This is a genomic window from Pseudomonas sp. SWRI81 (genome assembly GCF_014268545.1).
Classification (GTDB): Bacteria; Pseudomonadota; Gammaproteobacteria; order Pseudomonadales; family Pseudomonadaceae; genus Aquipseudomonas; species Aquipseudomonas hamedanensis.
In genome coordinates this window covers 41,523-62,709 of sequence record NZ_JABWQS010000017.1, presented here as the reverse complement: position 1 = coordinate 62,709, position 21,187 = coordinate 41,523, and the positions used below count along the sequence as shown (strand labels likewise).

Annotated in this window: 17 protein-coding genes and 1 tRNA gene; 3 read left to right on the top strand and 15 right to left on the bottom strand. The window is 58.8% G+C overall.

All coding sequences use genetic code 11. From position 1 onward, the window contains the following. Nucleotides 1–185: 185 nt before the first annotated feature. The 7 genes from HU765_RS13270 to rpsU form a co-directional block, all read right to left on the bottom strand. Nucleotides 186–647, bottom strand: a complete 462-nt coding sequence (locus HU765_RS13270; RefSeq protein ID WP_186550886.1) for an Lrp/AsnC family transcriptional regulator — start codon at nt 645–647, stop codon at nt 186–188. Between the two features lie 245 nt (nt 648–892). Continuing rightward, nucleotides 893–1,492, bottom strand: a complete 600-nt coding sequence (locus HU765_RS13265) for a PBECR2 nuclease fold domain-containing protein (RefSeq protein ID WP_186621017.1) — start codon at nt 1,490–1,492, stop codon at nt 893–895. Between the two features lie 195 nt (nt 1,493–1,687). Next, nucleotides 1,688–1,764 (bottom strand) — tRNA-Ile (locus tag HU765_RS13260). Nucleotides 1,765–1,779: 15 nt separating this feature from the next. Further along, nucleotides 1,780–5,526 carry a bifunctional diguanylate cyclase/phosphodiesterase gene (locus tag HU765_RS13255; protein ID WP_186621015.1) on the bottom strand — a complete coding sequence of 1,249 codons (3,747 nt, stop codon included), beginning with the start codon at nt 5,524–5,526 and terminating at the stop codon, nt 1,780–1,782. 125 nt (nt 5,527–5,651) lie between these two features. Further along, nucleotides 5,652–7,499, bottom strand: coding sequence for an RNA polymerase sigma factor RpoD (gene rpoD / locus HU765_RS13250; protein WP_186621013.1), 1,848 nt, complete (start codon nt 7,497–7,499; stop codon nt 5,652–5,654). Nucleotides 7,500–7,566: 67 nt separating this feature from the next. Then, nucleotides 7,567–9,531 carry a DNA primase gene (dnaG, locus tag HU765_RS13245; RefSeq protein ID WP_186621070.1) on the bottom strand — a complete coding sequence of 655 codons (1,965 nt, stop codon included), beginning with the start codon at nt 9,529–9,531 and terminating at the stop codon, nt 7,567–7,569. A 486-nt stretch (nt 9,532–10,017) separates the two neighbouring features. After that, the gene (rpsU, locus tag HU765_RS13240) at nt 10,018–10,233 is read right to left on the bottom strand and encodes a 30S ribosomal protein S21 (RefSeq protein WP_002551877.1); all 216 of its coding nucleotides are present in this window, start codon (nt 10,231–10,233) and stop codon (nt 10,018–10,020) included. A 199-nt stretch (nt 10,234–10,432) separates the two neighbouring features. Between rpsU and tsaD the strand changes: the two genes are divergently transcribed. Further along, nucleotides 10,433–11,458: a tRNA (adenosine(37)-N6)-threonylcarbamoyltransferase complex transferase subunit TsaD gene (gene tsaD, locus HU765_RS13235; RefSeq protein WP_186550900.1), complete on the top strand. Its 1,026-nt coding sequence runs from the start codon at nt 10,433–10,435 to the stop codon at nt 11,456–11,458. 23 nt (nt 11,459–11,481) lie between these two features. Here the strand turns inward: tsaD and plsY are convergent, their stop codons facing one another. Continuing rightward, nucleotides 11,482–12,051 (bottom strand): glycerol-3-phosphate 1-O-acyltransferase PlsY, encoded by a 570-nt coding sequence (gene plsY, locus HU765_RS13230; RefSeq protein WP_186550902.1) that lies wholly within the window; start codon nt 12,049–12,051, stop codon nt 11,482–11,484. 74 nt (nt 12,052–12,125) lie between these two features. On the opposite strand from plsY, the gene folB reads away from it, so the two are divergent. Both folB and folK read left to right on the top strand, forming a co-directional pair. Then, on the top strand, nt 12,126–12,482 hold the full coding sequence (gene folB / locus HU765_RS13225; protein ID WP_186550904.1) for a dihydroneopterin aldolase: 357 nt from the start codon (nt 12,126–12,128) through the stop codon (nt 12,480–12,482). Continuing rightward, complete coding sequence (gene folK / locus HU765_RS13220; RefSeq protein WP_186550906.1) at nt 12,473–12,991, top strand: 2-amino-4-hydroxy-6-hydroxymethyldihydropteridine diphosphokinase; 519 nt, start codon at nt 12,473–12,475, stop codon at nt 12,989–12,991. The genes folB and folK overlap by 10 nt, the downstream gene beginning before the upstream one ends. An 84-nt stretch (nt 12,992–13,075) precedes the next feature. Here the strand turns inward: folK and HU765_RS13215 are convergent, their stop codons facing one another. The 7 genes from HU765_RS13215 to apaG form a co-directional block, all read right to left on the bottom strand. Next, entirely contained in the window at nt 13,076–14,305 is a 1,230-nt protein-coding gene (locus tag HU765_RS13215) for a multifunctional CCA addition/repair protein (RefSeq protein ID WP_186621011.1), read from the bottom strand. A 63-nt stretch (nt 14,306–14,368) separates the two neighbouring features. Then, the gene (locus HU765_RS13210) at nt 14,369–15,931 is read right to left on the bottom strand and encodes a SpoVR family protein (RefSeq protein WP_186621009.1); all 1,563 of its coding nucleotides are present in this window, start codon (nt 15,929–15,931) and stop codon (nt 14,369–14,371) included. After that, nucleotides 15,928–17,199 carry a YeaH/YhbH family protein gene (locus tag HU765_RS13205; RefSeq protein ID WP_039757709.1) on the bottom strand — a complete coding sequence of 424 codons (1,272 nt, stop codon included), beginning with the start codon at nt 17,197–17,199 and terminating at the stop codon, nt 15,928–15,930. The genes HU765_RS13210 and HU765_RS13205 overlap by 4 nt, the downstream gene beginning before the upstream one ends. Before the next feature lie 120 nt (nt 17,200–17,319). Beyond that, nucleotides 17,320–19,242, bottom strand: a complete 1,923-nt coding sequence (locus HU765_RS13200; protein ID WP_186621008.1) for a PrkA family serine protein kinase — start codon at nt 19,240–19,242, stop codon at nt 17,320–17,322. Nucleotides 19,243–19,538: 296 nt separating this feature from the next. Further along, the gene (gene glpE, locus HU765_RS13195; protein ID WP_186621007.1) at nt 19,539–19,868 is read right to left on the bottom strand and encodes a thiosulfate sulfurtransferase GlpE; all 330 of its coding nucleotides are present in this window, start codon (nt 19,866–19,868) and stop codon (nt 19,539–19,541) included. A gap of 33 nt (nt 19,869–19,901) precedes the next feature. Next, nucleotides 19,902–20,783 carry a symmetrical bis(5'-nucleosyl)-tetraphosphatase gene (locus tag HU765_RS13190; protein ID WP_186621006.1) on the bottom strand — a complete coding sequence of 294 codons (882 nt, stop codon included), beginning with the start codon at nt 20,781–20,783 and terminating at the stop codon, nt 19,902–19,904. After that, nucleotides 20,783–21,163, bottom strand: a complete 381-nt coding sequence (gene apaG / locus HU765_RS13185; protein WP_186550917.1) for a Co2+/Mg2+ efflux protein ApaG — start codon at nt 21,161–21,163, stop codon at nt 20,783–20,785. The genes HU765_RS13190 and apaG overlap by 1 nt, the downstream gene beginning before the upstream one ends. Nucleotides 21,164–21,187: the final 24 nt, after the last annotated feature.

Genomic DNA, 21,187 nt, shown 5'->3' with positions numbered 1-21,187 from the left:
CTGAGTATAGGAAAAGATGCCAGCCATTCTAGGGAGGCTAGAACACGTTAATAAGACGCAAAGTGTCGTCGTTTTGCCGATCAATCATTCAATTTGACGATCGCTGACTGCACACCGACCAGATTGTAGGCGCGAGCCTGCTCGCGAAGAGGTCCTGTCACCCACCCGGGAGTCCTGCCAATATCTTAAACCGGCTGTCCCCGATCAATCTTGCTACTTAAAATAATCGAAGTCGTGGTTTTCTCCACCCCATCGACACTGCCAATCTGGTCCAGCAACTGATCGAGCTGTTCTGGCGAATCCGTACGTAGCCAAGCCACATAATCAAACTCGCCACTCACCGCACAGAGCTGTTGCACCTGCGCCATCGCACTCAAACGGCGCAGCACTTCCTTGCCAGAGCGCGGCTGCACCTTGATCCCGACGTATGCCTGCAGGCCGCCGTCGACCACGCGCTGACCGAGGCGTACGCCGTAACCGGTAATCACTTTGGCTTTTTCCAGGCGTGCCAGACGCGAAGTGACGGTGGTGCGAGCAATCCCCAGTTGCCGAGCGAGCATGGCCACGCTTTCGCGGGCATTGATCTGCAGAGCGGCGATCAACTGGCGGTCGATTTCGTCGAGGATGGGGGGGCGGGTGTCAGGCAAGGGAAGCTCCATAAGCGTTGGGTCGGAACGGGGCGCACTTTACAGGCAAACGACGATAGGCTTTTGAGCGATAACAAAGTGGCTACGTGTGGCTCCGCTGAAACAAATGTTCTGACAATTGATTTGACTTGTCTGCCCTGTTTCCCAAGAATGCCAACAAGAGCGCGAAATCTGTTGCCTTGCAGGGCGATAGCAGACGTAGGTACCTCAGCGATGCTGCAACATCGGTGTCAGGTGAGACCTCTTCATCCCATTTCCTGGGGATGCAAATATCGGGATTTAGATGTTATGGGCGGCCCGATGGCTGCCCTTTTTTTGTCCGTAAGAATGTACCGCCTATACAAAAGCACGCCTTTTCGATGCCTGTTCATCGCTCTCGCCGGAGCGTGCATGAAATTCCATAAAACGTGTCCATTGCGAGTGTCCACAACCACAAGCATGTCGTTTTTGGCCTCATAGGCATTGATGAATGCCATTCGATGTCCGCCGTTATCGTAACGAATTCTCCATATTTCAAAGGGGCCCGTTAAGGTATCGATAGCGTGTCGAACATAGCGCTCGCGGGAATCCGGGCGTTTCTCAACGATGTGGGCCAGTTTTTCTCTCGCAACCGCAACGTTTCCAATAGGCGTCAGGATGGTGACGGCCATGATTGATTCATCAATGAATCCGAAGTATTCAAGGAGTATTCCCAAGGCACCCGCTGCATCGTCAGCCCTCTTTATTTCCTCGATTGCGGCTGATCGAAGTTCTTTCGAGAGCGTTCGCAAGTCGGGTAAAGCAAGATCGGTCCAGGTTGCTTGGCCGGCTGCTTCCTTTGTTGTTGGAGCAGCATTTGTGAGCATGGAAACAATCCTGGGCGGCGATGGCGTCCGGAGATTACTAGCTCGCAGGAGAACCTAACAACGCTGCAAACGTGCCAGAAACATCACTTCAGAATCTTCCTACAGATATCGCAGCTGTCTTCCGAGCGTCGCGATTAGCAAGACTGAGAAATTAAACGCCAAAAAAAAACCGCGCATTCAGCGCGGCTTTTAATTTGGTGGGCCCACACGGACTTGAACCGTGGACCAAAGGATTATGAGTCCTCTGCTCTAACCAACTGAGCTATAGGCCCTCAGTAGGCCGCGGATTATAGCGACGGTTTCGCGGCTGTGCTATCCGAAAAATCCGATACGGTTACTTGCAGAAACGTTGCGGCGAATTCGTCCGGTGGTAGCGGCAGGCTGACGATGTAGCCCTGGATCTGTTCACAGCCCTCAGTGGCGAGGAATTGCTGTTGCGCCTGGGTTTCGACGCCTTCGGCAATAATGGTGAATTGCATGCTCCGTCCCAGCGCAATGATGGCGCGCACAATCGCTGCGTCGTGGGGGTCGTCGGGCAGGCCGCGGACGAAAGACTGGTCGATTTTGAGGATGTCCAGGGGCAGGCGCTTGAGGTAACTCAACGAAGAGTAGCCGGTGCCGAAGTCGTCGATTGCCAGTTGTACGCCGAGGCGTTTGAGTTGATGCAGGACCGCCAGTGCCTCTTCGGCCTGACTCATGATGAAATTCTCGGTAATTTCCAGTTGCAGTAATTCCGGCTGCAGGCGGTTGTCGCTGAGCAGTTGCTCGATGCGCCCGAGCAAGTTCGGCTGGCGCAATTGCGCACCGGCGAGATTTACCGAGAGCGGGCCGAGACTGTCGTAGACCTGGTTCCACTCGAACATTTGCCGGCACGCGGTCTCAAGGACCCAGTCGCCGATCTGCAGGATCATGCCGTTTTCTTCGGCCAACGCAATGAAGTGCTCCGGCGGGACCTCGCCGAACGTTGGATGCCGCCAGCGGATCAAGGCTTCGGCGCCGACCAGACGGTGGTCGATGAGGCTGATTTTTGGCTGGTAATAGAGGAACAGTTCATCACGCTCGATTGCCCGGCGCAGTTCGTGTTCCAGGGCGACGCGTTCACTGGCTTGGGCGGTGAGGTCGCGGGTGTAGCTTTCGACGCGGTTACGGCCCTTGGCTTTGGAGCGGTACATCGCCGCATCGGCGTTCTTCACCAAGGTAGCGACATCGCAGCCATCGCGAGGATAGAGGCTGGTGCCGATACTGGCGCTGATGAAAAACTCATGTTCACCAGCCTGGAACGGCGCGCTGAAGCAGTTGAGCAGTTTGGTCGCGATGTTGTCGGCATCGCTGGCCTGTTGCAGGCCGGGCAGCAGGATGATGAATTCGTCGCCGCCCAGTCGCGCGACCGTGTCGATGTCGCGCAGTTGTTCTTTCAAGCGCACCGCGATGCCTTTGAGCAGCAGGTCGCCGACCGGATGGCCAAGGCTGTCGTTGATGTGCTTGAAGCGGTCCAGATCCAGAAACAGCACGGCACCCAGGCTGCCGTTTTCCTGTTGACTGTTCAGTGCCGCCAACAAGCGGCTTTCAAACAGCGTACGGTTCGGCAGGCCGGTGAGCGGGTCATGGTGGGCCTGATAGTCGAGCCTGGCCTGGGCATGTTTGAGGCTGGAGATGTCGGCGAACACCGCGACAAAGTGAGTGATGAACTTGTCACGGTTGCGCACGGCGCTGATGGTCAGCCAGCTCGGGTACAACTCGCCGTTCTTGCGCCGGTTGGAAATCTCGCCCTGCCAGTGACCCTCGTCGGTCAATTGATGCCACATCGCAGCGTAAAACGCGCTGTCATGCAGGCCTGAGGCGAGCAGGCGGGGTGTATGTCCAAGCGCTTCGCTTTCGCTGTAGCCGGTAATTTCGGTAAACGCCCGGTTGACCGCGCTGATGTGTTGCTGGGTGTCGGTAATCAGCACGCCTTCGGCGGTGCTCTCGAACACGGTGGCGGCCTGTTGCAGTTTTTCCTGCATCAAATGGCGTTCAGTGATATCGCGAGCGATGGTCAGCATGCAGTCTTCGTCGCCGATCGGCAGCGGGCGACTGGACACTTCGCACAGGCGAATCTGCCCGTCGCTGCGGCGGATATGGCAACTGAAGTCTCGAACGAAACCGTCGCGCTGCAGCAGGTCGAGCATCTGTTTGCGTTCGTTGAGGTTGACCCAGATGCCCAGGTCAAGCGTCGAGCGATCTACCGACATGGCGCTGTTGAACCCGGTGATGCGACTGAAACCTTCGTTGACCTCAAGCAGCAGGCCGTCACTCTGGCGCGACAGCAGCAAGCCGTCCGGTGACGCGTGGAAGGCCTTGGCGAACTTCTCTTCGGAGGTTTGCAGCTGTTGCTGGGTTTCCTTGAGTTGGCTGATGTCGCGCACCACAACCACTAGCGCCGGCGTGGTGTCGAGGTCGAATGGCTCGGCGGAAATCAGCCCGGTGAACAATTGGCCGTTGTTACGGCGAAAGGGCATTTCCAGATTGCGGATGCTGCCCGCCTGCAAGCGTTGCAACAGCCCCGGCCCGACACCGGGAATCCCCCAGATATTCAGGTTGGTGGCGGTTTGGCCTACCACTTGCTCAGCCGTGAGGCCGATCTGCTCTTCGAAGGCCTCGTTGACCTCCAGCAAACAGCCGTCGGACAAACGCGCGATGACCAGAATATCCGGACATTGCTGGAAGACCGAAGCGAACTTCTGCTCCGACAGTCGCAGAGCCTCCTCCGTGCGCTTGATTTCGCTGATGTCGATCATCAGCCCGCGCATCACCGGCTCGTGACCATGCTCGATCAGGCTGACGATGTCACGCACCCACAGGCAGCGGCCGTCGGCAGTGATGACGCGATAATCAACGATATGATCGCGCCCCTCGCTCAAGGCTTGCTTGCAGTAATTCTGTGTGCGGGTCAGGTCGGCCGGGTGGATGATGTTGTGCCAGAAGCCCGGAATCAGCCAATGGGATTGTGGATAACCAAGCAGATTTTCTGCGTGGGGCGAAACATAGCTGTAAGTGAAGTCGCTCATGCGCGCTTCCCAGGCGATGGCCGAGAGGCTCTCGACCAGGCCGCGATAGTGATACTCGCTGCTGCGCAATTCCTGTTCGAGGTCGATGCGTCGGGTTATTTCCGAGCTCAGACGACGGTTGATGCGAATCACCACGGCAAGGATGGTCATCAGCAGCAACAGACCCGGCAGGCCATAAATCAATAGATCCGACCAGAACGTACGGTGGTCGAGGACATTGCCGACCCAGTGCTCCTGAATACTGCTGATTTCGGCGGGGGTCATGTCGGCGAGAACTTTGTCGAGAATCCCCACCAGCACTTTGTTGTCGCGGGGCACGGCCATCGCCAGTTGATAGCGATACGGGGTTTCGCCGCTGACGTACAGCCCGTCGAGCTTGAGCTGGCGCAGGCTCCAGACGCTGGAGGCAAGGTCGCCGACGACAGCGTCCACTTCGTCGGTGGCCAGTGCCTGCAAGGCCGAGCTGACGTTGGGCATCGCTACCAGATTCAGATCCGGATGGTGCGTGCGCAGCAATTCGTGGGGTGCGTAGTTTTCCACCACGGCAATTTTCAAACCGTACAGATCATCGAGTTTGCGCGGCTGTGCCCCGCCGACATGGGCAAGGATGACGATCGGAAAGTCGAGATAGGGGCGGGTAAACGCCAGGTAGTTCTGGCGCTCCGGGGTGGACATGATGCCGGGCAGCAAGTCGATCTTGCCTTTCTTGACCTGCTCCAGCACCACCGTCCAGCTCACCGGTTCGATAGGGGTGAGCCTGATCGCCAGGCGTTCGCGGATCACGTCTATGTAGTCGGCGGCCAGGCCTTGATAGCGATTCTGGTCATCACGGAACTCAAACGGCGGCCACGACGCGTCCACACCCAGGCGCAGGTCAGGATGGGCCGCCAGCCAGCTGCGTTCTTCATCGGTCAGAGTCAGCGCGTCAGCCGTTGCGGTCCAGATCATCAATGACAGCAGAAAAAGCGCAGGCGCCAGTCTGTGCATAACGCTCTCGTTATGGCTTTTGGAGGGTTGTTTCGAGTGTAGACGGGGTAACGGCGGGGAGGGTGGTGCGCGGTATTTAATCTGCCACAAAACAAAACCCCCGGCCTGGGCCGGGGGTTCTGGTATCACTCGTCGAGGAAGGAGCGCAGATGCTCGCTTCGCGTCGGGTGGCGCAGCTTGCGCAGCGCCTTGGCTTCGATCTGACGGATCCGCTCACGCGTTACGTCAAACTGTTTGCCCACTTCTTCGAGTGTGTGGTCGGTGTTCATGTCGATACCGAAACGCATGCGCAGTACCTTGGCTTCACGGGCAGTGAGGCCGGACAGCACTTCGCGAGTCGCTTCTTTCAGACTTTCCACCGTGGCGACATCGATTGGCGACTGCATGGTCGAGTCTTCGATGAAGTCGCCCAGATGGGAGTCTTCGTCATCACCAATCGGGGTTTCCATGGAGATCGGCTCTTTGGCGATCTTCAGTACCTTGCGGATCTTGTCCTCAGGCATTTCCATGCGCTCGCCCAGCTCTTCCGGGGTCGGTTCGCGACCCATTTCCTGCAACATCTGCCGGGAAATACGGTTGAGCTTGTTGATCGTCTCGATCATGTGCACCGGAATACGGATGGTGCGGGCCTGGTCGGCGATCGAGCGAGTGATCGCCTGACGGATCCACCAGGTGGCATAAGTCGAGAACTTGTAACCACGACGGTATTCGAACTTGTCCACCGCTTTCATCAGGCCGATGTTGCCTTCCTGAATCAGGTCGAGGAACTGCAGGCCGCGGTTGGTGTACTTCTTGGCGATCGAGATCACCAGACGCAGGTTGGCTTCAACCATCTCTTTCTTCGCGCGGCGGGCCTTGGCCTCACCGATCGACATGCGACGGTTGATGTCCTTGATTTCTGCGATGGTCAGGCCGGTCTCGGTTTCCAGCGCGATCAGTTTCTGCTGGCAACGGATGATGTCCGGCTGCACGCGACCGATGGCTTCGGCGTACTTGCTCTTGCCTTTGGCCAGGGCGTCGGACCAGCTTTCGTCGACTTCATTGCCCGGGAACTGACGCAGGAAATCGGCGCGTGGCATACGTGCATCACGTACGCACAGCTGCATGATCGCGCGCTCTTGCTGACGCAGACGATCCAGGGCACTGCGCACACGCTCGACCAGGGCTTCGAATTGCTTCGGCACCAGCTTGATCGGCATGAACAGCTCGGCCAGGGCCAGCAACTCGGCAACCGCTGCCTTGTTGTGACGACCGTGCTTTTTCAGGGCCTTGCGGGTGATTTCCATCTGGTCGGCCACAGCGCCGAAGCGCTGGGCAGCGATGACCGGGTCCGGACCGCTTTCGGCTTCTTCTTCGTCATCGGAAGATGCTTCGGCTTCTTCGTCGTCGGTTTCGTCGTCGGCTTTAGCGACTTTCGCTTCGACAGGCGGCGGCACTTCGGCAGGCGGCGCGATGCCGTCGTCCGGGTCGATATAACCGCTGAGGACGTCGGACAGGCGACCACCTTCGGTGGTGACGCGGGTGTACTCGGAGAGAATGTGGTCAACCGTGCCAGGGAAGTGCGCAATTGCGCTCATCACTTCACGAATGCCTTCTTCGATCCGCTTGGCGATTTCGATTTCGCCTTCACGGGTCAGAAGCTCGACCGTACCCATTTCACGCATGTACATGCGCACCGGGTCAGTGGTGCGACCAATATCGGTCTCCACCGCCGCCAACGCAGCGGCTGCTTCTTCCGCAGCGGCCTCGTCGGTATCGGCGTCGGCCAACATAAGGGCGTCCGCATCCGGAGCACTCTCGTGTACGGGGATCCCCATGTCGTTAATCATGCGGATGATGTCTTCCACCTGCTCAGGATCTGAAATATCCTCGGGCAGGTGGTCGTTGACCTCGGCGTAAGTCAGATACTTCTGCTCACGACCCAGTTTGATCAACTCAATAATACGAGACTGCTGTTGCGCTTTTCCGGACATAACACCCTATCCACTGAAGGTCTTGGCGGGCAAAAAACAAGCCGAGGATTATACCTGAGCTATGACCTCACGCGCCAGTTGAGGTCGGGTTTGATGCGGAAACATTGCGACTTAAAAGGTCGCGCAGTTGATTTTTCTCTTCCAGGCTCAGTTCGCTTTGTCGCGCTTTCCTGAGCAACTGTTCCAGATTTCGCTCGCGTTGGCGGGCTGACAAGCTAGTAATGGTGTCGAAAAACTGTTGTTCAAGGTTATCTCCGTCAATCAGCCACTCCTTTTCTGCCAGTGCCTTGAGCAAGCGACCCTGTTCGGTGCCGTGCCATCGTGCGATCAACTGAAATGAGTTTAGCTGGGGATTCTTCTGTACGGCTTCCAGCAGCGCCACAAGCAACTGGGCGTTGGTCTGATTTTCATCGGCAATGTGCCCGGCGTCTTCGACGCGCCCGGCCAGCTGCGGGTGATGAAGCAATGTTCTCAGGGCTGTCAGGGTCGGCGATTCGACGCCGATCGGCGTGCGCGGGCGTTGCTGATCGCGATCGCCGCCACGCTTGCCATTCTTGTCCCAGGGTTTTTTGTCCCACTTCTTGCCGCCGGCGCCGGGTTTCTTCGGTGTCCATTCCTGCTGCGGCACATACATGTCCTGTGCCTGCGGCTGATGGTAGTCGCCATAATCCGGCATGGCATCGTAATCGATGCCCGGATCGTAGGCGGGCGGTGCTTCCTGCGGCGCACTCTGGGCAAGCTGACTGACGGTCTCGCTGCTCAGGCCGGTGATTTCGGTCAGGCGCTGGCGCATCAGGATACGCAGGTTCGCCCCTGGAACCTTGTCGATCAGCGGCGCCGCGAGGGTGGCCATGTGGGCCTTGCCTTCGAGCGAACGCGGATCGGCTTCTTCGGTCAGTTGCTGGAAAAAATAATCGGCCAGCGGTTGCGCATGTTGATTGATGCGCGCCTTGAAGGCATCGGTGCCTTCGGCACGAACCAGCGTGTCCGGGTCTTCGCCCTCGGGCAGGAACAGGAATCGCGCGCGGCGCCCGTCCTGAAGGCACGGTAGTGTCGCTTCCAGCGCACGCCACGCGGCATTGCGGCCGGCCTGGTCGCCGTCGAAGCAGAACAATACGTTGGGCACGACGCGAAACAGGCGCTTCAAATGTTCTTCGCTGGTCGCGGTGCCCAGCGTGGCGACGGCATTCTTCAAGCCTTGCTGGGCGAGGGCGATGACGTCCATATAGCCCTCGACGACAATGATTTCGTCGAGGTTGCGGTTGTTCTTGCGCGCTTCATAAAGGCCATAGAGTTCCTGGCCTTTATGGAATACCGGAGTTTCCGGTGAGTTCAGGTACTTGGGCTTGTCGTCGCCCAGTACGCGGCCACCGAAAGCGATGATGCGCCCCCGGGTGTCGCGGATCGGGAACATTACTCGATCACGGAAGCGGTCGTAGCGCTTGCCGGTTTCGGCGTTCTCGATCAGCAGGCCGGCCTCGATCATCGCCTTCTGCTGCAGTGTATCGCTGCTCAGATGCTTGAGCAGGTTGTCCCAGCCCGGTGGCGCAAAACCCAGGCCGAAATCCCGGGCGATCTCGCCGGTCAGGCCGCGACCCTTGAGGTAATCCACCGCGGCCTTGCGCGACGGATGGCTCTTGAGTGCCTGCCGGTAAAAGTCGGCGGCGGCGGTAAGCAGCGGATACAGTGGCGAGTCGGTCGGCTGGCGTGGCTTACGCTCGCGGCCGCTTTCTTCGCGGGGGATTTCCATACCGGCGGCTTTCGCCAGGTCTTCGACAGCCTGGGGGAAGTCCAGGTTGTCGTGATCCATGAGAAAGCCGAGGGCGTTGCCGCCAGCGCCGCAGCCGAAGCAGTAGTAGAACTGCTTGTCCGGGCTGACGCTGAAGGACGGGGTTTTCTCTTTATGGAACGGGCAACAGGCGGTGTAGTTCTTGCCGGCCTTCTTCAATTGCACGCGCGAGCTGACCACGTCGACGATGTCGGTGCGGTTCAGCAGGTCGTCAATGAAGCTCTGGGGAATCAGCCCGGCCATGGCGTTCTCGTCGTCTGCGCTGCAATAAGTCCGTTGCGACAGGCTGTAGGACGCGGGCGATTGTTGGAAACGCACAAAAAGTGCGGCTCGACCGGTGTCGTCTGCGTGATCGCTGTCGGGAAGTGTATCTGCCGAAAATCCACTGACGTTAGTACCTATCAGTCTTCGACTATTTGAAAGTGTTGCGCTGAATCCGCTGACGGCCGGTTGCAGGCCTCGGATAGCTCAATAAAACGGGCACGCATGCAGGTGCCTTGGGCTGATCGTCGTAAGAGGAATCAGTGGGTGTGCTCGTCAGTAGCCTTGAAAGGCTCGTCAGAAAAGACGTGCACCGCTGGCAAAAGAGCCAGGCCTGACGCGGTGAAGCAGATTTGTCTCGGTCGCATCGGCGGCTTCGACGGTGAAGCATCAAGCGTTTTACGCAAATGCCATTAGCCCGGCTGAGGGCCGGGCTTAGGCAAGAAGCTTGCTACGAACGTCTGTGTATTAGTACAGACGAACGGCGCGGCGCTGTTCGCGCTGAACTTTCTTGGCGTGGCGCTTAACAGCAGCTGCTGCCTTGCGCTTACGCTCAGAAGTTGGCTTCTCGTAAAATTCGCGGCTACGAACTTCAGCCAGTACACCGGCTTTTTCGCAGGAGCGCTTGAAACGACGCAGAGCTACGTCGAAGGGTTCGTTCTCTTTTACTTTGACGGCTGGCATCCAGAGCTACCTTCATTCATTACCGGGGTCAACATCCTCGCGGCAAAAGAGCACTTGAAGACGTCGGTTTTTAAGGGTTGCGGATGTTAACCCCTCATCGCTCGGAATGCAAAGCCTCTGATCGAAAACCGCTGGTCGGGGCATCACGTGGCGACTATTATGCGCGCCTTCGAATTCAGCCTAAACAAGGCGCAAACCCATGCTAGTACTGGGATTAGAAACCTCCTGCGACGAAACCGGCGTCGCATTATATGACAGTGAACGCGGCCTGCTGGCCGACGCGCTGTTCAGCCAGATCGACCTCCACCGCGTCTATGGCGGTGTGGTGCCGGAGCTGGCCTCGCGTGACCACGTCAAACGCATGCTGCCCTTGATCCGTCAGGTGTTGGCCGAGGCCGACTGCGTGCCGACCGAGATCGATGCGATCGCCTATACCGCCGGTCCCGGCCTGGTCGGCGCGCTGCTGGTCGGTGCGTCCTGCGCGCAGGCACTGGCGTTTGCCTGGGGGATCCCGGCGCTCGGTGTGCACCACATGGAAGGCCACTTGCTGGCGCCGATGCTTGAGCCGAAACCGCCCGAATTCCCGTTCGTCGCTTTGTTGGTTTCGGGTGGTCATACGCAGCTCGTTCAGGTCGATGGCATCGGTCAATACAGCCTGCTCGGCGAAACCCTTGACGACGCGGCCGGCGAAGCCTTCGACAAAACCGCGAAGATGATGGGCCTCAATTATCCGGGCGGGCCGGAAATCGCCAAACTGGCCGAGAAGGGCGTCGCTGGACGTTTCACCTTTCCGCGGCCGATGTGCGACCGTCCTGGTCTGGATTTCAGCTTCAGCGGCTTGAAAACCTTTGCCCTCAATACCTGGCAGCAATGTGTCAGCGCCGGGGACGACGGCGAACAAGCCCGTTGCGACATCGCGCTGGCGTTCCAGCAGGCCGTGGTGGAGACTTTGACCATCAAGTGCAAGCGCGCCCTGAAACAAGCGGGCATGAAGCGCCTGGTGATTGCTGGCGGCGTCAGCGCCAATAAGGCGCTGCGTGTGTCGCTGGAGAAAATGCTGGGCGATCTGAAAGGCGATGTGTTCTACGCGCGTCCCGAGTTCTGCACCGACAACGGCGCGATGATTGCCTTCGCCGGTTGCCAGCGTCTGCAGGCCGGTCAGCAGGAAAGCCTGGCGATCAGCGTGCAGGCGCGCTGGCCGATGGAGCAATTGTCGGCCTTGTAAAAGACGGCGCCCGTGAACGGTATTTAAAAATGCCGTTCGCGCCCGGCAAACAGGTCGCGTAGATTGCCGCGGTGACGCCAGACGATCAGCAATGTCAGCGCGCTCATCGGCAACAGCGCCTCCGGTTCCTGCCAGGCCAGCAATGGCAGGGTCAGCGGCGTGGCGATCAATGCCGCCAGCGAGCTGGTCCGGGTCAGGTAGAACGTCAGCAGCCAGGCGCACACGGCCAGCAGCGCAGCGGGTGGATACAGGCCCAGCAGCATGCCGGCGGCGGTGGCAACGCCCTTGCCGCCACGAAAGCGGAAGTACAGCGGGAACAGGTGACCGATCACGGCGCATACGCCGATCCAGGCCTGATCCTGCAACGAAAGGCCCGCGGCTGCGGCGATCAGCACCGGCAGCAGGCCTTTGCACAAATCACCGAGCAGGGTCAGGATCGCCAGTTTGCGACCGGCCAGGCGCAGCATGTTGGTGGCGCCGGCATTACCCGAGCCACTCATTCGCGGATCCGGATGTCCGGTCAGGCGGCTGAGCAAAATGGCGAAGGACAGCGAGCCGAGCAGGTAGGCGAGAGTCGCCAGTAACCAAAACATGCTAACTATTCCGGGCGAGGACGCCCTGATTCTAACGGCGCATTGCGCCCTTGTCGTGCAGCGGAGAGAAGTGCTTGGACAGAGTGTTTATCGAGGGCCTGGAAGTCGACACCGTGATCGGTGCCTACGACTGGGAGCGCGACATCCGACAGTGCCTGCGTCTTGATCTGAGCTTCGCCTGGGACAATCGCCCGGCCGCGGCCGGTGACGACCTGACACTGGCGCTCGATTACGCCAGTGTCTCCATGCGTATCCAGGCGTTTGCCGAACAGGCCCGGTTTCAACTGGTCGAGACGTTTGCCGAGCGTCTGGTTGAAGTGCTGATGAGTGAGTTCAAGATCACCTGGGTGCGCCTGAAACTGACCAAGCCCGGTGCCGTGCCGGCTGCGAAGGGCGGCGTGGGTGTGGAGATCGAGCGCGGATGTCGCTGACTCAGGTCTATCTCGGGCTCGGTAGCAATATCGAGCGCGAAACCCATTTGCGCGCCGGTCTCGATGCGCTGGCTACGTTTCTGGTGGATATCCGCTGTTCGGCGGTATTTGAAAGCCAGCCGGTGGGGATCAAGAGCGGGCCGTTCTTCAATTTCGTGGTCTCGGCGTACACCGACCTGCCGTTGATGGAGCTGGATCGGCGGCTTAAATTCATCGAGGCGGATAACGGTCGTTACGCGCCGGACCGCAAGGGCTTGCCGCTGGATATCGACGTGCTGCTGTACGGCGATCTGGTGGGAAACTTCGATGGATTGATTTTGCCGCGGGCGGAAATCCTGAAGAACGCTTTTGTCTTGTGGCCGCTGTCGCTGATCGCGCCGGATCGGGTGCATCCGGGCGTGGGAAAGAGCTTCGCGACATTATGGGCCGAGGCGAAGATCGATCAGGTGTTGGCGCCGGTTGCATTCGAATGGCGGGGTGTGCAACTGACACCTTTGGATTCGCGGTGATATCCAGGGCGCCATCGCGAGCAGGCTCACTCCTACATTTGGAATGCATTCCCCTGTAGGAGTGAGCCTGCTCGCGATGCTTTTTTAAATCGACGCCGCTTCTTTGTAAGCCTTCAAAGCCTTGAGCCGTTCACGCTTCAGCGCTTCACCCAGCTCAGGCCCCTTGAATCCCTTTTCCAGTAACGGCTGCACCGCAACCCCGCGCGCTGCGACGGCGGCTCCGCGCAAATAATCCGCCTGTGGATAACTGCGCTGCTCCAAGCCCTTACGGCCACGAGCGTCCATCTCGCACGCGGCGATAAATTCCTCGAAGCGCTGCGGCCGACGATAGACATCGAAACTCTGCAGCAACTCCAGCAACGTCGAGGCTTTCAATTCCAGTGCCCGATGACCGTGGGTGTGATATTTCCCGACCAGCAGCGCCAGTTCCTGACAATCCTTGGGCGCCTTGAAGCGTTCGTTGACCGCTTTGATCAGCTTCAATCCGGTGTGTTCATGGGCGATATGCCGCGGCCATTGTTCTTCGGGTGTCAGGCCTTTGCCCAAGTCATGCAGAAGGCAGGCCCAGCGCACCGTCAGTGGCTGCTTGTGCAAGGCGGACTGCTCCAGCACGCTCAACGTATGCAGGCCCGTGTCGATTTCCGGGTGATGCGTCTCCGGCTGCGGCACACCGAACAAGGCGTCGACTTCCGGCATCAGCACTTTTAACGCACCACAGTCGCGCAACACCTCGACGAACACTTGCGGATGATTTTCCATCAGTGCCCGGGAAATTTCCTTCCAACTGCGTTCGGCGGTCAGCGCTTGCAGTTCGCCGGACTCGCTGAGCTGGCGCATCAGTTCCATTGTCTCGTCGGCGACCGTAAAGCCCAGCCCGGCGTAACGCGCTGCGAAGCGGGCAACGCGCAACACCCGCAAGGGATCTTCGGCGAACGCCGGAGAAACGTGGCGCAGGATGCGAGCTTCCAGATCACGCTGGCCATGGTACGGATCGGTCAGATTGAGCTCATCGTCCTCGGCCATCGCGTTGATGGTCAGGTCGCGGCGGATCAGATCTTCTTCCAGCGTGACTTCCGGGCTGGCGTAAAAAGTGAAACCACCGTAGCCGCGACCGCTTTTGCGCTCCGTGCGGGCGAGGGCGTACTCCTCTCCGGTTTTCGGGTGCAGAAACACCGGGAAGTCTGCGCCGACCGGACGATATCCCTGGGCGAGCATTTCTTCCGTGGTGGCGCCGACCACGACCCGGTCCACGTCAGTGACCGGTAATCCCAACAGACGGTCACGTACCGCGCCGCCAACCTTGTAAACCTGCATAAAAAACCTCCGTCAGTCCGACAGGATAACCCTTGCGTCAGACTTTCGGAGGCTGAAACCTGCTCAAAGATGAATCACGGCGAGGTCGAGCCGGCCGTAATCCCCCTCGCTGTGTTCACTGCGCGGCGGCACGTGATGGGTTTTCATGATCTGGTCGCCCTGCAGGGTTTCCAGGTGAATGTCGAAACCCCACAAGCGGTGCAGGTGTTTGAGTACCTCGTCAGTGGAGTCGCCCAACGGCTTGCGGTCGTGCTGCTGGTGCCGCAAGGTCAAGGAGCGGTCGCCGCGCCGGTCGATGCTGTAGATCTGCACGTTCGGCTCACGATTGCCGAGGTTGTATTGCGCCGCGAGGGTTTCGCGGATGATCCGGTAGCCGGTTTCATCATGGATTGCCGGCACCAGCAGGTCATCTTTCTGGTCGTCGTCGAGAATGCTGAACAGCTTCAGGTCGCGAATCACTTTGGGCGACAGGTACTGCAGGATGAAGCTTTCATCCTTGAAGCTGCTCATGGCGAACTTGATGGTCGACAGCCAGTCGGAACCGGCGATGTCGGGGAACCAGTGGCGGTCTTCCTCGGTGGGCGCTTCGCACATGCGCCGGATGTCGCGGTACATGGCAAAGCCCAGCGCGTAGGGGTTGATGCCGCTGTAGTAAGGGCTGTCGAACCCCGGCTGGAACACCACGCTGGTGTGCGACGTGAGGAACTCCATCATGAAGCCGTCAGTGACCAGGCCCTCGTCATACAGGTCATTCATCAGCGTGTAGTGCCAGAACGTTGCCCAGCCTTCGTTCATCACCTGGGTCTGGCGCTGTGGATAGAAATACTGGGCGATCTTGCGCACGATCCGCACGATCTCGCGCTGCCACGGCTCCAGCAGCGGAGCGTGCTTTTCGATGAAGTACAGGATGTTTTCCTGCGGCTCGGCCGGGAAACGGGCGTTGTCTTTGTCGCTGTATTTGTCGGCACCCTTTGGGATGGTGCGCCACAGGTCATTGATCTGCTTCTGCAGATGTTCCTCGCGATCCTTTTGCCGCCGACGTTCTTCCTCGGCGGAGATCGGATACGGCCGCTTGTAACGGTCGACACCGTAGTTCATCAGGGCATGGCAGGAGTCGAGCAGGTCTTCCACCGCGTCAATGCCGTGGCGCTCTTCGCACTGCATGATGTACTGCTTGGCAAACACCAGGTAGTCGATGATCGAGCTGGCGTCCGTCCAGGTGCGGAACAGGTAATTACCCTTGAAAAAGCTGTTATGGCCATAGCAGGCGTGGGCCACCACCAGCGCCTGCATGCAGATGGTGTTTTCCTCCATCAGGTAGGCGATGCACGGATCGGAGTTGATCACGATTTCGTACGCCAGCCCCATCTGTCCGCGACTATAGGATTTTTCGGTGCTGAGGAAGTGCTTGCCGTAGGACCAGTGGTGATAACCCAGCGGCATGCCCACCGAGGCGTAGGCGTCCATCATTTGCTCGGCGGTGATCACTTCGATCTGGTTGGGATAGGTATCCAGCGCATAACGGGCCGCGATACGGGCAATTTCACGGTCGTAGGTCTGGATCAGCTCGAACGTCCATTCGGAGCCGGTGGAAATGGGTTGGCGCTTCTGCTCTTTGGCGGTCATGTCACTAACCTGCGCTGGAAGAGTTCACGGAAGACCGGATAGATATCTCCGGCCGAGACCAGTTGCTGCTGGGCAAAAGTGTCAGAGAAGGCTTCGGCGATGCGTTCGTATTCGTACCACAACGCCTGGTGTTCGCGCGGGGTAATCTCCACGTAAGTGTAGTACTGCACAAACGGCATGATCTGGTTGATGAGGATATCGCGGCAGATCGGCGAGTCGTCGTTCCAGTTGTCGCCGTCGGAGGCCTGTGCGGCGTAGATGTTCCACTCGTTGCTCGGGTAGCGCTCGGCCATGATCTCCTGCATCAGCTTCAGGGCACTGGAAACGATGGTGCCGCCGGTCTCCCGCGAGTAGAAGAATTCTTCTTCGTCGACTTCCCGGGCGCTGGTGTGGTGGCGGATGAATACCACGTCGATCTTGTCGTAATTGCGCTTGAGGAACAGGTACAACAGGATGAAAAAACGCTTGGCGATGTCTTTGGTCGCCTGGGTCATCGAGCCGGAAACGTCCATCAGGCAGAACATCACCGCTTTGGAGCTGGGATTCGGCTGCTTGACCAACAGGTTGTATTTCAGATCGAAAGTGTCGAGAAACGGCACCCGGTGAATGCGCGCGCTGAGTTTTTCTATTTCAGCTTCAAGTTCCTGAATATCGCCGAAGTTGTCTGGCTCTTCGCGTTTGAGGCGCGCCAGTTCTTCCTTGGCTTCACGCAGTTTTGCCCGGCTGCTGCCGGACAGGGCGATACGGCGCGCGTGGGCGGAACGCAAGGTGCGGATGATATTGATACGAGACGGGTTGCCCTCGTTGCTGATCCCGGCACGCACGGTCTTGAAGGTGTCCGTTCCGGTGAGGTTGCGTTTGACCAGATTCGGCAGTTCCAGGTCCTCGAACATGAATTCGAGGAACTCCTCCTGGGTGATCTGGAAGACGAACTCGTCCATGCCTTCGCCGGAATTGCCGGCCTTGCCCGGACCTCGCCCGCCGCCGCCACCCGGTGGCCGCGCGATGTGTTCGCCGGCAGTGAATTCCTTGTTGCCGGGATGAACCACGGTCTGCTTGCCGCCGCGGCCATGGTGCAGCACCGGCTCGTCGATGTCGCGACCGGGGATGCTGATCTGTTCACCGTGTTCCATGTCGGTAATGGAGCGCCGGCTGACCGCCTCTTCGACGGCCTTCTTGATGTGGTCACGATAACGCCGCAGGAAACGCTGGCGGTTCACCGTGCTCTTGTTCTTGCCATTGAGGCGTCGGTCGATCACATAGCTCATAGGTGGCCCTCCGGGCAGCTTCAAGTTGTGAGCTGCAAGCTGCAAGTAGAAGCGAATCCCGCTGAATCCGGGGTCGAGCGCTTGTTTCTTGCAGCTTGTGGCTTATAGCTTGCAGCTGCCTCACTGCGACTTGCGGACCCGCAGGTACCATTCGGACAGAAGTCGTACCTGTTTGTCGGTGTAGCCACGTTCGACCATGCGTGTAACAAAATCGTTGTGTTTCTGCTGATCCTCTTTGCTGGCCTTGGCGTTGAAGCTGATGACTGGCAGCAGGTCCTCGGTGTTCGAGAACATTTTCTTCTCGATGACCACCCGCAGTTTTTCGTAGCTGAGCCAGGTCGGATTCTTGCCGTTGTTGTTGGCCCGGGCACGCAGCACGAAGTTGACGATTTCGTTGCGGAAATCCTTCGGATTGCTGATGCCGGCCGGTTTTTCGATTTTTTCCAGTTCTTCGTTCAGGGCCACGCGGTTGAGGATTTCGCCGGTTTCCGGATCGCGGTATTCCTGATCCTGAATCCAGAAGTCTGCGTACAGTACGTAACGGTCGAAGATGTTCTGACCGTACTCGCTGTAGGATTCCAGGTACGCCGTCTGGATTTCCTTGCCGATGAACTCGATGTAGCGCGGCGCCAGGTATTCTTTCAGATAGCGCAGATAACGTTCGCGGGTCTCGGCCTGGAATTGCTCCTGTTCAATCTGCTGTTCCAGTACATAGAGCAGATGCACGGGGTTGGCGGCGATTTCGTGTGGGTCAAAGTTGAAGACCTTGGACAGAATCTTGAAGGCGAAGCGGGTCGACAGACCGTTCATGCCCTCGTCGACGCCGGCCGAGTCGCGGTATTCCTGAATCGACTTGGCTTTCGGATCGGTGTCCTTGAGGTTTTCGCCGTCGTAGACGCGCATCTTCGAATAGATGTTGGAGTTTTCCGGCTCCTTGAGGCGTGACAGCACGGTGAACTGCGCCAGCATCTTCAGGGTGTCCGGCGCGCAATGGGCTTTGGACAGCGAGCTGTTGAAGAGCAGTTTGTCGTAGATCTTCACTTCATCGCTGACGCGCAGGCAGTACGGCACCTTGACGATGTAGATCCGGTCGATGAACGCCTCGTTGTTCTTGTTGTTGCGAAAGGTGTGCCACTCCGATTCGTTGGAGTGAGCCAGCAGGATCCCGGTGAACGGTATCGCACCGAGGCCCTCGGTACTGTTGTAGTTGCCCTCCTGAGTGGCGGTCAGCAGCGGGTGCAGCACCTTGATCGGTGCCTTGAACATTTCGACGAACTCCATCAGGCCCTGGTTGGCCCGGCACAGCGCACCGGAGTAGCTGTAGGCGTCGGCGTCGTTCTGTGGGAATTCCTCGAGTTTACGAATATCGACCTTGCCGACCAGCGCCGAGATGTCCTGGTTGTTCTCGTCGCCCGGCTCGGTCTTGGCCACGGCAATCTGGTTCAGGATCGACGGATACAGCTTGACCACGCGGAACTGGCTGATGTCGCCGCCGAATTCGGCCAGGCGCTTGGTCGCCCAAGGCGACATGATGGTATTGAGATAGCGCCGGGGAATGCCGAAGTCTTCCTCGAGGATCGCGCCATCTTCGGTGGCGTTGAACAGACCCAGGGGCGACTCGAAGACCGGCGAGCCCTTTATTGCGTAAAAGGGCACTTTTTCCATCAGCTGTTTCAGCTTCTCGGCCAGGGACGATTTACCGCCACCGACGGGCCCGAGCAGATAAAGAATCTGTTTCTTCTCTTCCAGGCCCTGTGCGGCGTGGCGGAAATACGAGACGATCTGGTCGATGCATTCTTCCATCCCGTGGAAGTCTTCAAAGGCCGGATAGCGGCGGATCACCTTGTTGGAGAAGATGCGCGACAGCCTCGAGTTGGTCGAAGTGTCGAGCAGTTCCGGCTCGCCGATCGCCATCAATAGACGTTCGGCGGCGGAAACGTAGGCGCTGCGATCCTTTTTGCACAGTTCCAGGTACTCCTGCAGGGAGAATTCTTCCTGGCGTGTGGATTCGAAGCGTTGTTGGAAGTGGCTAAAGATACTCATGACGTCACCTCGCTCGATACGTGGAGCCGACGCCGGATCAGTCAGTCGATGCTGGCAGCAGTCGTTATGGCAACTGCTGTTTACCCCCCAGAATTCTCCCACGGTCGACAAACCGCGAAAGCTACTCCCGATGACCCGCGCGCCGGTGTACCGGCTCTCCCCTGATTTGGATGGCCTGCGCTTAAGGATAGTTGGGAATTTGAGAGGTAAAGGCGAGATACGTAATTAGTTGTGGCAGACCGTTCGTCTGCTGCGCGCAGGCCCGCGGGAGCCGGGGCCTGCGCGTGACAAAAAAATTATTCGACAGCTTCTTGCGCGGTTTCCGACGGATAAGTCGCACGCCACAGCTCGAAGCCGCCGTCCATGCTGTAGACGTCGGTGAAGCCTTGGCTGATCAGGTAGCCGGCAGCGCTCTGGCTGGAATTGCCGTGATAGCAGACCACTACCACCGGTGCATCAAGGTCGGCGTTGCGGATAAAGTCGGCGATCGAATGGTTGTCCAGGTGGTGAGATCCGGGAATGTGATTCGCGGCATAGGTCTGAGGGTCACGAACGTCAACTACCACAGCCCCATTCTCACGCAGGGCCTTGGCCTGTTCTGGAGGGATTCGTTTGAATTCGGTCATTGCGTATTCCTGTTGCTCAACTGAAAGTGCAGTCTAACGCGGCGCGCCGACTGGCGAAGATTCGGGGATAAGTGGTGCGACGGAGGATGCAAGCCCACCATGCTCGTCGCATTTGCACGACAGGCGTTCGCCGCTGTCGACATTCATCAGCGTCAGGCTGCCGCCCCATACGCATCCGGTGTCCAGCGCCGAAATGCCCGGCTCGTGAATATTGCCCTCGAGCGCTGCCCAGTGACCGAAGATGATGCGCAGGCCTTTGGTCTTGCGCTCCTTGTGCTGAAACCACGGTTTGTAGCCGGGCGGGGCGCTGTCGAGGCCTTCCTTGCTTTTGAGGTCAAGCTTGCCCTCGGCGGTGCAGAAGCGCATGCGCGTGAAGTAATTGGTGATTACGCGCAGGCGCTCGATGCCTTTGAGGTCGTTGTCCCATTTCGTCGGCTCGTTGCCATACATGCCGTCGAGGTAGGCTGGGAACACATTATCGTCGCGCAGTGCGGTCTCGACTTCGGCGGCGCACTTCAAGGCGCGGCGCAGCGACCATTGCGGCGGGACGCCAGCGTGGACCATGGCGACATCGCGCATTTCGTCGTAATGCATCAGCTTTTGCTGGCGCAACCATTCCATCAGCACCGGGCCGTCGGGCGCCTCGATGATCTCGCGCAAAGTGTCGCTTTTTTTCAAGCGCTCGATGTTCTTCGCTGCGGCCAGCAGGTGCAGGTCGTGGTTGCCGAGCACGCACACCAGAGACCCGCGCATGCCATAGAGAAAACGCAGGGTTTCCAGCGACTGCGGGCCACGGTTGACCAGATCGCCGACCAGCCACAGCTGATCGAGCGCCGGGTCGAAGGCGACTTGCTTGAGCAGGCACTTGAGCGGTTCGAGGCAGCCCTGCAGGTCACCGACAGCGTACGTCGCCATCAGTGCAGGGCCCCAGGCACAGCGAGGCGAAACGGTTTGATGATCGCGTCGAAACGTTTTCCGTCGTCGGCGAGCATTTGATAGGTGCCCTGCATGGTGCCGACCTTGGAAGTCATCACCGTGCCGCTGGTATACGTGTGGCTCTCGCCAGCGGCGATCAGTGGCTGCTGACCGACGACACCTTCACCGCGTACTTCTTCGACATGGCCGTCACCATCGGTAATCACCCAGTGCCGCGACAACAGCTTGGCAGGGAGCTGGCCGTTGTTCTGCACGGTGATGGTGTAGGCGAAGGCGAAGCGGCTGTGCTCGGGTTGCGATTGTTCGGTCAGATAGCGGGTAACGACGCTGACATCGACCTGGTAACGGGAATCGGACATGCAAAAGGCCTTAACGAAGCGGAA